The organism is Gilliamella sp. Pra-s60, from assembly GCF_009795755.1.
Taxonomy (GTDB): domain Bacteria; phylum Pseudomonadota; class Gammaproteobacteria; order Enterobacterales; family Orbaceae; genus Gilliamella.
On sequence record NZ_WTFA01000007.1, the window covers coordinates 32243 to 45374 of the forward strand.

At 37.6% G+C, this 13132-nt stretch carries 17 protein-coding genes; all 17 read right to left on the minus strand.

The window, feature by feature from the left end; all coding sequences use genetic code 11:
* Positions 1 to 44: 44 nt before the first annotated feature.
* The gene (locus GQ596_RS06425; protein ID WP_160400861.1) at positions 45 to 341 is read right to left on the minus strand and encodes a hypothetical protein; all 297 of its coding nucleotides are present in this window, start codon (positions 339 to 341) and stop codon (positions 45 to 47) included.
* 17 nt (positions 342 to 358) lie between these two features.
* Positions 359 to 1408, minus strand: a complete 1050-nt coding sequence (locus tag GQ596_RS06430; RefSeq protein ID WP_160400862.1) for a hypothetical protein — start codon at positions 1406 to 1408, stop codon at positions 359 to 361.
* The gene (locus tag GQ596_RS06435; protein WP_160400863.1) at positions 1409 to 4252 is read right to left on the minus strand and encodes a host specificity protein J; all 2844 of its coding nucleotides are present in this window, start codon (positions 4250 to 4252) and stop codon (positions 1409 to 1411) included.
* A 3-nt stretch (positions 4253 to 4255) separates the two neighbouring features.
* The gene (locus GQ596_RS06440; protein ID WP_160400864.1) at positions 4256 to 4822 is read right to left on the minus strand and encodes a tail assembly protein; all 567 of its coding nucleotides are present in this window, start codon (positions 4820 to 4822) and stop codon (positions 4256 to 4258) included.
* The gene (locus tag GQ596_RS06445) at positions 4765 to 5484 is read right to left on the minus strand and encodes a C40 family peptidase (RefSeq protein WP_202113763.1); all 720 of its coding nucleotides are present in this window, start codon (positions 5482 to 5484) and stop codon (positions 4765 to 4767) included. The genes GQ596_RS06440 and GQ596_RS06445 overlap by 58 nt, the downstream gene beginning before the upstream one ends.
* Before the next feature lie 6 nt (positions 5485 to 5490).
* Positions 5491 to 6207: a phage minor tail protein L gene (locus GQ596_RS06450; RefSeq protein ID WP_160400865.1), complete on the minus strand. Its 717-nt coding sequence runs from the start codon at positions 6205 to 6207 to the stop codon at positions 5491 to 5493.
* On the minus strand, positions 6204 to 6533 hold the full coding sequence (locus GQ596_RS06455) for a phage tail protein (protein ID WP_160400866.1): 330 nt from the start codon (positions 6531 to 6533) through the stop codon (positions 6204 to 6206). Before GQ596_RS06455 ends, GQ596_RS06450 begins: the two co-directional genes overlap by 4 nt.
* A gap of 73 nt (positions 6534 to 6606) precedes the next feature.
* Positions 6607 to 7017, minus strand: a complete 411-nt coding sequence (locus GQ596_RS06460; protein WP_160400867.1) for a J517_1871 family lipoprotein — start codon at positions 7015 to 7017, stop codon at positions 6607 to 6609.
* Between the two features lie 53 nt (positions 7018 to 7070).
* A complete protein-coding gene (locus GQ596_RS06465; RefSeq protein WP_160400868.1) occupies positions 7071 to 10337 on the minus strand; it encodes a tape measure protein in 3267 nt (1088 codons plus the stop codon).
* Between the two features lie 2 nt (positions 10338 to 10339).
* The gene (locus GQ596_RS11260) at positions 10340 to 10618 is read right to left on the minus strand and encodes a DUF4035 domain-containing protein (protein ID WP_160400938.1); all 279 of its coding nucleotides are present in this window, start codon (positions 10616 to 10618) and stop codon (positions 10340 to 10342) included.
* Between the two features lie 14 nt (positions 10619 to 10632).
* Positions 10633 to 11004 (minus strand): phage tail assembly chaperone, encoded by a 372-nt coding sequence (locus GQ596_RS06475; protein ID WP_160400869.1) that lies wholly within the window; start codon positions 11002 to 11004, stop codon positions 10633 to 10635.
* Positions 11004 to 11501 (minus strand): phage tail tube protein, encoded by a 498-nt coding sequence (locus GQ596_RS06480; protein WP_160400870.1) that lies wholly within the window; start codon positions 11499 to 11501, stop codon positions 11004 to 11006. Before GQ596_RS06480 ends, GQ596_RS06475 begins: the two co-directional genes overlap by 1 nt.
* 66 nt (positions 11502 to 11567) lie before the next feature.
* The gene (locus tag GQ596_RS06485; protein ID WP_160400871.1) at positions 11568 to 11894 is read right to left on the minus strand and encodes a DUF3168 domain-containing protein; all 327 of its coding nucleotides are present in this window, start codon (positions 11892 to 11894) and stop codon (positions 11568 to 11570) included.
* A complete protein-coding gene (locus GQ596_RS06490) occupies positions 11891 to 12319 on the minus strand; it encodes an HK97-gp10 family putative phage morphogenesis protein (RefSeq protein WP_160400872.1) in 429 nt (142 codons plus the stop codon). The genes GQ596_RS06485 and GQ596_RS06490 overlap by 4 nt, the downstream gene beginning before the upstream one ends.
* Positions 12312 to 12635 carry a phage head closure protein gene (locus tag GQ596_RS06495; protein WP_160400873.1) on the minus strand — a complete coding sequence of 108 codons (324 nt, stop codon included), beginning with the start codon at positions 12633 to 12635 and terminating at the stop codon, positions 12312 to 12314. Before GQ596_RS06495 ends, GQ596_RS06490 begins: the two co-directional genes overlap by 8 nt.
* 2 nt (positions 12636 to 12637) lie before the next feature.
* Complete coding sequence (locus GQ596_RS06500) at positions 12638 to 12964, minus strand: head-tail connector protein (protein WP_160400874.1); 327 nt, start codon at positions 12962 to 12964, stop codon at positions 12638 to 12640.
* A gap of 7 nt (positions 12965 to 12971) precedes the next feature.
* Positions 12972 to 13127, minus strand: a complete 156-nt coding sequence (locus GQ596_RS06505; RefSeq protein ID WP_160400875.1) for a hypothetical protein — start codon at positions 13125 to 13127, stop codon at positions 12972 to 12974.
* Between the last annotated feature and the right edge of the window lie 5 nt (positions 13128 to 13132).

Below are 13132 nucleotides of genomic sequence, written 5' to 3' on the forward strand. Positions count from 1 at the left end.
TAATAAAAAACCGCTACATGAGCGGTCTTATTTAAAAACTTAATTTATAGTTTGAGTAGTTCTTTTAATTTCTTTTCTTTTTCTGAATTTGCACATTTAACATCAACTAATGTGTGAGTTTTATCAGTCGGAAAATTATCTAATTTTTGCCTGATTGATCCACGTGCTTTAAGTTTCAGATTGTAATGATTTTCACTGATCTTTTTAACATTTATAATTTCGTATGTTTTTAACCTTCCGCCTAATGCATTCTCCTTATAAATTGCGTTGCAATTTATATTTTCAGAATACGAATTGCTAGAAAATAACAATATAAATAGTAATGTCGTTTTTTTTATCATTGCTCTATCTCCATTTTTTAAAATTTAAAATAATTTTCAGCATCTAAAATCATAACGGGTTGCTCTGATATAAACGAATTAAAGGATAGCTCTGTTTCTAATTTCCACACGTTAAATGCTTTTTGCACAGTTGTTGACAACTGATACCCGTTAGACCTGATACCAATATCGCAAAACCATCCACCATGGCTCTGTATGATATATTGAGCGCCCACCGACACTCTTGCGCACATCGGTCTTCTTATTCCGCTTATTGATTTCATCTGCCCGATTTCTTGTTGGTCAAAGCGAACAAAAACAGGATTGAGCAACACTTCATTGCATGAATCATATACAACACGTTTATTTTTGTATATTCTCAATCCATATTTTGATGTCTTAATAGAGCTTACTCCAAATACCACAGCTTTAGCTTTTATTATTCTATTGCTTACATTTCCATTATGATCGTATGGAATATAAACTATATCGTCCCGATCACCTAGTTGCCAACTTCTGCCAATCGAGATTGTTGGATCTTCACAATAGAAAAATACAAATGAATTATGATGAGTTAACGACGGATTTATATTTTGAATTCGCCAACCGCTGTTAGTAATTTCAATATCGCCCTTCCATATCACATTACTAAAGTTAGTATTTTGATTAATTTGAAAAAAAGAGTTAACACCATTGAACAAAATACCATGTCCATTAGCGTGTGCTGGTTTTGGCCACGTCAATAAAACAAGTTGTTGTCTGGTATTCAGATTAACCGCTGACGGGAATTGTGACGACCATCCTTTTGCATTTTTTCCATTTCTAAAACACAACTGCCTACTCTCATCTAAATACGCAATCGGATCTATTGATGCAACAATGACATTTGCATCAGTTTCATCAAATTCATCTGCAAAGCCGCAAGCATGAGAAAGATGCGCATAATAATCATACCCTTCTGGTACATAAAGCCCTGTTTCTGGGTAAACATCAGATCCCAACGCACCGGATATAAACATAGATGTACAGTTTCCATCTAAATGGTATGCAGGCCCTGTTTTTGTAAAAACTTTAATGCCAAATGACATTTAAACCTCCAGATTACCTATTTGAACGACTAAAGCACCTGTTTCATCAAAGATTTTTATTGTTCCATCTTTCATTATAGTTCCTGCGTTACCGTTCAAATATTTAATTGTTGCCGAGCCATCCTCTGCTACAATAAATCTGTCATTAATATTAATGCTACCACCTCGAATGGTTGGTGCTTTGATTTCAGTATATGCAACCAATCTATCACCACTGATAGTACCTGTGGCAATGAGATTGCCATCTAAAAATAATGCTGGTGATACCCACTTCGCACCGTCATACATTTTTGCCTCAGTTTTAGTTACATGCCTATCACCATCCTCAGCGTAAACAATTAGCACAGTATCTCGTGATGGCCACATTCCAAGAACATCATGAAAAAGCTGTGTAGCTTTATCATTGTTTTCGGGGAAAATCCCATCAGCGGTTTTTATTCTAAAAATGCCACCTGCAGTACCAACTGTATCATCTGCTGTTGTTGCTGAACCTGTACACATTCCCGAACGACCAGCCGCGTTAACCGCAATTACACCGTAATAATAAGTTGTAGACGCTTGTACATCAGCATCAATTAGTTTATTTGATGTTCTGCCTAGATAATTAGTCATAGCTTTAACCTCATCAAGTGTAGAGCCTTTGTAATACTCGAATGTTGTGCCTAGACCAACACTTGACGGCATAATCGGTTTGATTGTTACAGTATTACTTGAAGAGGAAAAAACCAATTGAGTTGGGGTCTCCGGTACTGCAATAGTAAATGCTACTGTAGACTCATCGCCCAACCTGCCGTCCTCTGTCGATATTCCACGTACGGACGCAGTATATTTACCCTCGTCAAGATTACTCATCGTCACGCTCATTTCTGGCACATTTTGTCGTGAGACTAAATTACCGTTGCGCAAAATCGTAACTTGAAATTCAAGATGATTCATCGTTCTTGGTGTTGTCCATGAAAGCACTGCTTGATATTCGTCACTATCGGGGGTAATTGAAACAGCAAGACCTTCAATTGGCGGAATTCCCCAACCAATAGATTGAGCGTTGTTGGGTGTAAAAACAGCGCCTTTATCGACAATAGTTTCTTTTTTAGGTTCATGCTCTATTGCTGTTATAGAATATGTACCGTCGTCATTTTCACTAATAGCGATCGCTTTAAATAAGCGTGATGATACGTTAACATTTGTTAAAATCCAAGTTGACCACTGATCTGCATTAACTGTTTGCTCTAAAACTAAAGTATTCGGTGTCTTTTGTGATACAACCTTAACTTTTATTAGTTTTGCATTGATGTTTTGATATGTTATGTAGCTATTTTTTTCAATTTCAACATCACGATCTAACGTCACAATGTTATCGACTACTGCGAGAATTCGCCCTCCAGATTGCGACATAACATATTCATTATCTAGAATTTCAATCACATCTCCCGGTAAATGTTGCAGCCCTTCTCTACCCACTGAAAACGTTACTGTTTGGCGCTCATATTTTTCTGTAGTTATAATCCACTTGCCTGTTCTGTGAGCCTGCCCGCGTGATGTACAGCCGAACGCTTCAACATCTAAAACATTGAGACCAAATCGTTTGATAGCCTCATCATCTGCAACGTATTCTGTTACAGGCTCCCATCCGTAAGCTGGGTCAATATATTTAACTCGAACTGCTGTATGTCTATCTTTCATTGCTGCAGATGAATAACTGAATCTACCATCAACAACATTTGCATTGGTATAAATAGCAACAGTATCGCTTGGTCTATCAATAATAGTCGTTAGCTGTGTTCCATCCCACACTGGCATAGCTCTAAAGATCGAACAAAGGTTATTTATCAAATCATACGCTTGTGATCTTTCTGTTATGCAACAATTGCATGTGAATCTAGGCTCTTTTCCGCCAAAACCATCATCAACAAGCTCATCACAATATTGAGCAATTGAATAGAGCATGAATTTATCAATTGAAATCTTACCAAATCGTTGCGCCATACCATAGCGATTACTGGTTATAATGTCATAAAATGCCCACGCAGGATTATTTGTCCACCCCGTTTTAAACTCGCCCAACCAAATTCCGTTGTATGTACGAGAAATAGGGTCATAATTATTAGGAATTTTACATCTGATCCCTCTAATCAAATATGTGCGAGTTGGCACACCATTAAATTGCGATGAATCAAATCTTAAACCGACGAGCGCCGTATTTGGGTATGATAATTTTACGTCATAAATCTCTGTATAAGATGACCAAACAGTGTTATTTACTAATAAATCTGACTTACTGTCTGGAGTCAGGCGAATAACGCGAATATTAAACGGCACAGAAGGTAAATCATCTAAAATTACAGATGTTAAATATTGTGAACGCGTTTTTTTATTTTCTAATTCAACAACTTTTTTTGTAACCCAACTTGCCCCGTTTCCAATTTGCACCGCCATGCTTACAGATGTTCTTGTTATATCACCGCTATTTGTCTGGCTATATAATGCAGAAACACCGACAGTTACGCGTACTCGATCGACATAAGGATCGGTTATCGTTCTAACTATTGGTGTTTTTTGTTTAACCTCTAACCCAACTGGGATTTCGTTTTGTGTTTCAGCAAATCCCGACAACGGTAATTGCGATTGTGTCCCAGCTGTCCACTCAACTTCAACGCCGTTAAAATTATATGATCCATCATCAGCTTGGATTGGCGTTTTATTTAAAAAAACCCCTTTTAACCCTCCCACAGGACCTTCAATCTGACCCTCACTGATAATATCAATAATAGATAATTGTTGTTTTGATTCTAGATTGTCAGCCTCAATTCTCGGAGTTTTTGTTTTTCCTGAACTGTCACCCATTTATCACTCCACATTCATTGTTTCAACGCCTTGCGACTCAACTTTTGAGCCAACCATTATTTCCCCAAAAACCCAAGGAACAGGCGATCCTTGAGCGGCAGTGTTGCCAAGACTAGAAAAAGAGGTGCTCTTTTTACCTTCGTCATTAGCTGCATCTTTCATTTTTGGAGTTTTTGTTAGCATTTGAGCCACACCACCAGCCATCATTCCTATACCCGCAGCGATAAACGGAGTTCCCCAACCGCCATAAATATTACCTATTACACCGATTACTACCAAGGCAGCCCCTGCAATAATATTAAAAATACCGCCATTTTTAGCGCCTGCGGCTACTGGAACAATGTGGATTACTGAATCATGTGAAATTTGAGAATGAAGCCCAAATTGCAACGTTTTATCTGTGATATCTTTTTTATTAATTCTAACTCGAAAAAAACCTTTTTTAATTTCTTCCTTTAGTCCTTTAATTTGTAAATACAAACAATTTAGAGCTTCACTCGCTGTGTCAGCGTTTATTTTGTATTTATTGCCATATTGCTTAAGATTGCCGTAAAGTTTAATGATTGCCATTGTTTGTGCCTCCATATTGAATGATAGTTTTTAAGCCAGTATCCGCTAAATAAATCTCTTTTCGATAGACGACGTGGTAGATGATGAAGAATAAAGTTATTACCAATATAAATAGCAGCATGATTAACGGTTTTACTGTTAAGCGGAAAAAGAATAACGTCGCCATCTTGCAAACTAGATATACTTACCTGATGAAAACCATTAGCTTGCATATTATCTAGATAAAGATTTTGCCCGTTGTCCCACCAGCCGTCGTCACGGTGAAAATTCGGAAAATCAAAACCACATAGATGATATGCATCACGAAATAACGCGTAACAGTCAGTTACTCCATGTTTAAATTCACGACCTAATAAAGGTTGCATATATCTAAATTTGTGAATTTTGTTATCACAGACTAACCACCAATCAACGGCAGTTTTTTGCTGATAAAACTGGTCAGCCTCACTCAAAATAGGCAAACCGTCGGGGTGAGAATGAACAATTGCAGTTATAACGCCACTTTCTTCCGTTTTTATCCAATCATCAGGGGATATTTGGAATGTTTCAGTGGGTGTAGGTGAGATATTTTTGCATGGCAGATAAATTTTATTATCAATAACAAATCCGCAGCATTCAGCTTCACCGCATTGTTTAGCATGATTAAGTATTTGTGTTTTCATAATTAATTAAGAGAGTTTAGCAGAAGCGGGAAAACCGCCGAAAGGAAGAATGCCGTTTTTACCAAAGCGAAGTTTGCAACCCGTAATCGTTCCAGAACATTTATCTTTAGTAACATCGTTGGTTGGAGTATCTCTTTCATCAGCAACCGCACCACCCGTGTAACTACATTCAGAGCTACGATATTGCCAGCAGCATGTATGTGCGATGATTACCCTAGCAGGCAACATAACGCCGTCACTTTCACAAGGTAATGCTAATTCAAATGTGGCAGATTCGCTTGGTATTAAATTAGTTAATCTCTCAACTAAATATTGCGATACCACTTCTTGGGTCGGATCGGCTTTATTATTTCCACCTTCAAAATTTACAGCATCTAAAAATTCAGCTAAAACCTGACGTCTAGTTACTACAGCTCCGAGCAAGTCATCAAATGATTTCACTAAACCAGTTATTAGCCCGAAAGCATTAGAAACAGTCATTGTCGGGCGATTACTAGTGCCCTGCCCATTTTTTTGAAAACCTTCTACTTTTATGGGGTATGGCTCATAAGTGTCTCCTTGCCAAACAATAGCTTTTCTTAGCTGATTTACTCCTGCGTGAAATCTAAAAACTAATTTTTCTCCTGCAATTTTTGATAAATCCACATCATATAAATCAAGTATTGCACCTTGTTCAAATTTTGAGAGAAGCTTGATTGTGCCATTAGGTACATGTGAACTCATGCGACTACCTCTTCAAATGTTGCTGTTATTGTTGTTGCAGTGTTCATAACGTTAGATGTCCAAGACGAGCATTTAACTGTTATTAATTTGTGCGAGTTCGGCTCTATCCATTTAAATGCGTGAAGCCCACCTTGACGCGTTAAAAAGTCATTGATGTGTTGCGCATCTTCTCGTGCTACTTTTAGCGTGACACTGTATGAGCGCAAGTCGTTGTTAATACCATCCTTGATTCGTTGCTCGTAGCCGTCACCGAATTTAATGGTTTTTATCTTCGGTTCAGCTTTTTCACTCATATTCGGCGCAACTTGCCAGTGAAATGTTTCCATAATTTTCTCCATGCAATAAAAAACCGCTGTAAAAGCGGTCTTATTTATAAAATTTATTATTTTATTGAGTAAATTATTTTACGTTTGCAATGCAGTACGATGATGATTTTATATAATTATCGTCGCGGTAAAACGTATATTTTTTACCCATGTAGTAATTAGCGGTAACGTTAATTTCACTAGAATTAAATTTATCAATATCAAGCTTTTCACCGCTTTGAACAATCAATGATTTTCCATCATAAATCAACTTATATAAAACATTTTTCCCATTCCATGAATAACAAAACAAGCCTGTCCCGTTTGAATTTATTTTAATTGTGGTTAAGTATGGCCCCATTCCTGCAACCCATACACCAACCATTTTATTATCGACATTTTTTGGGCTTGAACGTAAATAATCATCAGCATTCACATCCCCTACCGTTTTACATCCAACTAAAGCAAAACAAATTAAAAATAAACTCAATACAATTTTTTTCATACCATCCACCTTCGTTAGTTTTTGGTAAATAGTATGTGATTTAACCAAACAAATCAACGGCGATTCAATATCCCACCTGGTCGTTGTTCTTCCTTAAGCTTAGCTTCTATCATTTCCTTGAGACTTCTGCCTAGTGATTTTCCATCATCTTCCGTTAATCCATTATTTCCGACATTCACTGGAACATTAACAGTTATATTACCGCCTGATTTATTCGTTGCTTGCAAGAATCCTTTTAAATCAGCGTTTGTTCTAGCATCGACTACACGCTCACCTTTATCAAGTAGCCAAGTACCCTCTTTGGGGATGTTGTCAATACCGCTGTGGGCCATTCCACTAATAGTTTGTGCAGCAATAAGTCCTACCGATGCATACCCCAATCCTCGAACCAACGACGCCGCAGGTATCCCCATTATTGGGCCAAGTTCAAGCGCTTTAGCTGCAGCAACTTCGGTGCTAATCATTGCTTGTGCAATAGCTGATGCTTTACTAGCAAGAAACATCACTTTGTATGCAGCAGATGATTCGCCTGCGGTTTCTTTAAACATATCAGCAATAGAGCCAGTTAATGATGAGAATGTACCGAGCGCAGCTAATGTATATGCAGACTGAATATCCTTTTGCTTTTGTTGCATAGTTTCTTCAATCTTAACAACAGCATCCGCATATTCTTGCTGACTAATTAACTTTTGTGATAATAAGTCATTTTGAATTTGTAGCTGTTGCTCATTCCAGTCGCGTAGCTTTTTATCATCTTCCGCTACATTCAGTAAATCGCTACCAAGTCCGTTGTAAGAATTGTGATAGCTAAATGAAGGTGCTGATTCAGATGCTTTTTTAGACATTTTATTCAGCAGTTCTTCACGTTCTTTTAATGACAGATTTGCTTTTTCAATGACAGATAAATGCTGCTTGTAAGTATCTAGTTGTTGCTCCGCTGGAGTGCGCAAAGAATCCATAATTGATTTATATTCTTTTTGCGCATTTAGCTTATCTAACTCGATAGCTTTTGATTCTAACGCTTTCTTTTGAAGATCAGTTAGCTTACTTAATTCCCCTTCCGCTAATTGCCTGCGGATTTTTTGTAGCTCAGTGATATCAGTGTAAGCGTTGATTTGACTATTGAGACGATCAAGCTGCGTTTTATAAACATCAGCAGTGATTTTGCCTGTTTTTACTGGCTTAAAACTTTCTTGTAGCTTGAAGCTTTCACGTAGATTTTTTGTATATAATCTAAGCTTTTCAGCAAGCACATCTGACATTTTGCCAGTTAGATCTTGACCTTTTGCTAAAGCAATTAAATCAGCAGCGTGTTCAATAGCAGCATCTCCGGCTGCGCGTTGTAAACCAGCAAGCACATATGCTGCTTCCGCTCCAGCATCTGCTTTGACGTTGTTAACATCAAGTTGCTGACTAAGTACGCCAAGTTGATTTTCTAAATTCGGAAAATCAGCCGCATCAAGTAACTTTACTTTAGTTGCTGTTTCACCAGAAACTTTACCGACAGCATCTAATTTTTCTTTGTTTTCTGCTAATTTTTGTGTGTTTTGTAATAATTCAGAAGTTACAGAACCAATTACTTGCTCAAGCTCTTTACCGCCCCCAGCTGTTGCTATTAATTTTTGCCCTGCATCATATAAACTTTCACCAAATTCTGATGTTGTTATTTCTCCATTTTTTACTTTGTTTTTTAGTGCGTCAATTTGTTGTATATATTCATCAATAGCTTTTTTATTCGTTGGAGATAAATATACAGTCGCACTAGAATAATCTGCAGCCATAATAATTTCAGATAAACTATCTTGTAATTTATCTTTAATCTCAGAAACATTTATATCAATATCTTTTGTATTAATATCAATTTCAGCTTGCAGTCCAGTTGTTATGTTTAACTGTCTTGATTTGTCGAGCTCTTTAAATTTAGCAAGCAGTTCATCAACTGGTAATTGTAATTCTTCAAGCGGCTTTTTAGCTTTGTCTGCGCCGTCGCCCATTGCAAAAAATGCAGCACCAACAGCGACTGCTGTAGTCAGCAATCCAACGGGTCCACCGAGTAGACCTAATAAACCACTGCCAGCTCGCGATAACAAATTAAACTTACTAGTTAATGCGTTTACTTTTGTTTGTGCAGCAGCTAGCTCATTATTTGCTTGTGTTTGACGATTAATAGCTGCTGTTAAATTATTTTGCGCAATTAGATTAGCTTTTAAACCAACCGCACGCTGTGCTTCAAATCTTGCGGCATTCACTTCGGCAACCGCTTTTAATTGCAAGCTTTTAACTGTCGCTAGTTGTGCTTGAGCTTGAGATATTTGTGCTGTTCTGTTTGCTAATGTTGTCTTTGTAGCATTAAAAACAGATAGCGAAAGTCCGCTAAAATATCGTGATAGACCAATGCTAACAAGAATTGTGCCAGCACCAGTTATTAAATGAATATTATCTGCAACGAATTTCAAGCCGCTTGCGATATTTTGAGTAACACCTGTGCTACTATTTAGTTCGCCAATTAACGCTTTAAAACTGTTTGATATCTGAGTAAAACCGTCTTTTACAGTATTACCCATGCCGTCAGCCATTTCACCCGTTTCATCTTTAACCTTGATCATTGCATCAGCAAGCTGTCGCATTGATATTTGACCACTCATACCGAGTTGCTTTATGATCTTTTCAGCTTTACCTGTCGAATTTGCCAGAGCGGTAACAACATTTGGCGTTGATGCCATTATCGATTTCCAGTCGTTACTACTAACTTTCCCTGTGATCATCGATTTAGTGATTGCGTTAATGCTTGTTGATACTTTATCTGCAGAAGTCGCATTTATAGTATAGCTGTTTGACATAGCTTCGATAAAGTCGATCGTGTCATTTGTGCTATAACCAAGATCACGCATTGATGATGCTGTTGCAATGTATAGTTCTTGTGAATCTTCAATTGCTTTAGCATTACGATTACTTATTTCAAGCAAGCGACCCTGCACCTGCTCATAATTATCAGCTGAACCCTCGACAGATGTAATAGCCATTCTGATACGAGCGGCTGATTGCCCCCAATCGTCCGCCATATTGACAATGCTAGTAAAGGCAAAGCCACCGGCAAACGCTGTAGCTACACTTAATGCTGATGATTTTAGGTGTGTTAATTGCATATTCATTGCTTGAACTGAGCGATTATTGCTAGCAATGTATGCATCAAACCGCTTCGAACGGTCTTCCATTGTTTTATAATAATCTGTACCAAGCCGTGATGCCCTGCTCATTTCTCGTTGATATGATGATGAGTCGGCAGTAACTCGTATTGCCAATTCTCGCAATGTTGCCATAGTTATTTCCCAAGTAAATTTGATAGCGCGTCAAATATGCTGACAGGCTCTTTCTTCTCTTCTTTGAATTTAAGTAAACAGTCGTCAAACTCGACTTTTGCACCTTGTGAGCGATAAATGCTTGAAGATATTTGTGCAGCGTGCCAGTCGTGACGTTCGTCGCCAATCGGGTTTAATTTGTCGAATGCGACCCAGTAGTAAAATTCTCTTGCTGATAGCGTTTGTTCAAGCTCGGAAAGAGTTTTACCGAGCCTTAATGCTAATTTAAGCTTAAAAAACAGCTCAGGATCGCTTTCTACTTTTTTTCAGCTTCTTTTATCGGTTCTTTTTTTAAACCAAGCAATTCAAACGCTTCATTGACTAATCGAGTGTGAACTGGACCGTAGCTTTTTACTAAATCATCAATATCATCACTGAAAACAAAATCACCGTTATCGTCAAGCAGCACAGTCGCAAATAACGTTGCTTCCGCTTTAATGTTTAACAAATCTTTTTCGCGATCAGTCAGTTTTTCATTATCTGTGATATCTTTGATTGTTTTGATATAACGGTTAAAATCAGTGTGCAAAGGCTCACGAATAGTGACCGCAACGCCCCATTCTTCAACCCGAATCTTTTTGGTACGAAAGCCTGAGTTTTTTGCTGTAATAATTTGTTTTAAATTCATTATTTTTTCTCCAGTGACTGTCCGCCAATTTGTGGAGCCGGAGCATTAAAAACGAACTTACCTTTAACTTTGAATGAGAAAGAGCCAGTTACCACGCCGTTTTTTGCACCTTTAAACTCGTAACTTGTTACGCGTGCTATCCAGTCGATTGAGCTACCGTCTTCATACTTAATTTGAAATGCGTAGTTATCCCCAGTATCGTACGATTTACGTAATACTTGCTGTGCAGAATTACCAATAACAAAATTAGCATTCATTGAAACCGTTGCCTCTGCAGGCAAGCCGCTGATAGTTTCTTTTGTGATTGATGAAAGTGTCGATACGTCGATTTCCTCACCTTCTGGCGCAGTCATGGAGTAATCGGTTACAGTGCATTCTAGACTAAGCTTTGCTGTTGCTGAGGCGATAAATTTAAGAGATGGATCTTTACTAACAAAAACACCGACATCCCTTGTTTTTGTGTATTCGCTACTTTGCACTTCTTGAAGTTCTGGCATATTAATATCTCCAAAAATAAAATAAAAAAACCGCAATTAAGCGGCGTAAAATGGTTAAATGGTTAATTATTGAATGTAAAATTCTAACGTTGAACGATAAAGCTCGGTTTCGGTTTCATAGCCTTGACGACTAGTGATATTGAATGGTTTTAGTAACTTTAATTTTTCGTATGCTTGTGCTCTAATATTTTCAGCTTCGAGCAAAGTTTTTGCATAGATGTCAATCTGAAAACAATACTCAACAAATGATTGACCACACATAACATCGTCATAAACTTCTGATATTTTTGTGTAACAGATGTAAGGAGGGCTTGTTCCTTGTGGTGCAACTAATGGACTAACACGACCATCGCACAAGGTTTTTAGTGTATTATTGATTTTAATTTCTATCATTTTGAGAAAATCTCATCGATATCTTTTAAATACTGTTCAAATACTGCATCTTCTGCCTTTTTTACATTTGCATCAAAAGCAGGACGGACAAAAGGACGTGCTGACATTTTTGACGTGCCGTTTTCGATCATCCACCAGTAAAATGGCAAAGTTTGTTTGCTTTTGCCTTTTTTTGATTTTTTGATTACTCGAATTTTTTTAAACTTAACGCCAGCAGTTAGCGAACCTCTTGCGGTATCAACAGAAATAGACCGTTTTAAGCGTCCAGTTCGAACAGGCGCACTTGCACGGACAGCGTCACGAAAAACAACAGCACCAGCGCGTACAGCCTTTTTTGAAACTTTTCGTTGCTCTGCTTTTGACAACAACTTAAAGTCCGCTTCAAGCTCTTTAAATCCAACTATTGATAATGTTGATTTAATCATAACGTACGCCCTTTTGGCAGGGTAATTCAAGCCTTGTCCTTTTTACATCTTCTAATACCGCTTTAATATCGTAATAGATACCGTTACATAACACGCGCATATCAGTAGTAATATCTTTTCTGTACCGAATTAGGATTTTACAATCTGTTTGCACCTGTTCAGCTTGTGAGCTTTGATACTCTTTCCCTGACACGTCCCGAATTTCTGCTCGTACAGTACAAACATCGACCCATTCATTAACTTGCTGTCCTAGTTCGTCTTTCCGGCTAACTTGCTTTTGAATGGTTATCCGGTTTCTTAATCGACCTGCTTTCATATTCAAACACCATAAATTATATAGGGTTGCAACAGGCTATTTGTAGTGATTGGTATTTCTGATGTGATATTACCAATATTAATAGTTTCCCTGTTCTCGTACCAATGCCCTATTAACTGTAACATCGCACCCGTGATTAGTTCATCGATTAATAACGGTCTTGGATCATTTTTGTATTCATCGCTATCAGCAGATTGATACAAAGTTCTCCTGGTTACGTTGCTGACATATTGAGCGGCCATTTTCATATAAATATTAAGTAAATTATCATCTTCATTGAAATCAGGCTCTATATTGCAATGCTGCTTGATTGCTACCAAATCAATCATAAATTACCTACTTTTTCTTTTTAGATGAATTTTTTACCGCTTTATCAGAGTCTGCTTCATCTTTATCATTTATTACAAGCGCATAACCTTTACTGATAAGTTCTCGTCCGTGTAAGTCTGACGTTTCAAATACTTCACCGTCAAGGACGACACGATTGCTCAAATACA

Excerpts from the sequence above, each read along its gene's own strand:
- GQ596_RS06465 (WP_160400868.1), bottom strand. The coding sequence starts at position 10,337 with ATGGCAACATTGCGAGAATTGGCAATACGAGTTACTGCCGACTCATCA.
- GQ596_RS06455 (WP_160400866.1), bottom strand. The coding sequence starts at position 6,533 with ATGGAAACATTTCACTGGCAAGTTGCGCCGAATATGAGTGAAAAAGCT.
- GQ596_RS06485 (WP_160400871.1), bottom strand. The coding sequence starts at position 11,894 with ATGATAGAAATTAAAATCAATAATACACTAAAAACCTTGTGCGATGGT.
- GQ596_RS06425 (WP_160400861.1), bottom strand. The coding sequence starts at position 341 with ATGATAAAAAAAACGACATTACTATTTATATTGTTATTTTCTAGCAAT.
- GQ596_RS06500 (WP_160400874.1), bottom strand. The coding sequence starts at position 12,964 with ATGATTGATTTGGTAGCAATCAAGCAGCATTGCAATATAGAGCCTGAT.
- GQ596_RS06495 (WP_160400873.1), bottom strand. The coding sequence starts at position 12,635 with ATGAAAGCAGGTCGATTAAGAAACCGGATAACCATTCAAAAGCAAGTT.
- GQ596_RS06460 (WP_160400867.1), bottom strand. The coding sequence starts at position 7,017 with ATGAAAAAAATTGTATTGAGTTTATTTTTAATTTGTTTTGCTTTAGTT.
- GQ596_RS06430 (WP_160400862.1), bottom strand. The coding sequence starts at position 1,408 with ATGTCATTTGGCATTAAAGTTTTTACAAAAACAGGGCCTGCATACCAT.
- GQ596_RS06475 (WP_160400869.1), bottom strand. The coding sequence starts at position 11,004 with ATGAATTTAAAACAAATTATTACAGCAAAAAACTCAGGCTTTCGTACC.
- GQ596_RS06440 (WP_160400864.1), bottom strand. The coding sequence starts at position 4,822 with ATGGCAATCATTAAACTTTACGGCAATCTTAAGCAATATGGCAATAAA.
- GQ596_RS06490 (WP_160400872.1), bottom strand. The coding sequence starts at position 12,319 with ATGATTAAATCAACATTATCAATAGTTGGATTTAAAGAGCTTGAAGCG.
- GQ596_RS06450 (WP_160400865.1), bottom strand. The coding sequence starts at position 6,207 with ATGAGTTCACATGTACCTAATGGCACAATCAAGCTTCTCTCAAAATTT.
- GQ596_RS06445 (WP_202113763.1), bottom strand. The coding sequence starts at position 5,484 with ATGAAAACACAAATACTTAATCATGCTAAACAATGCGGTGAAGCTGAA.
- GQ596_RS06480 (WP_160400870.1), bottom strand. The coding sequence starts at position 11,501 with ATGCCAGAACTTCAAGAAGTGCAAAGTAGCGAATACACAAAAACAAGG.
- GQ596_RS06435 (WP_160400863.1), bottom strand. The coding sequence starts at position 4,252 with ATGGGTGACAGTTCAGGAAAAACAAAAACTCCGAGAATTGAGGCTGAC.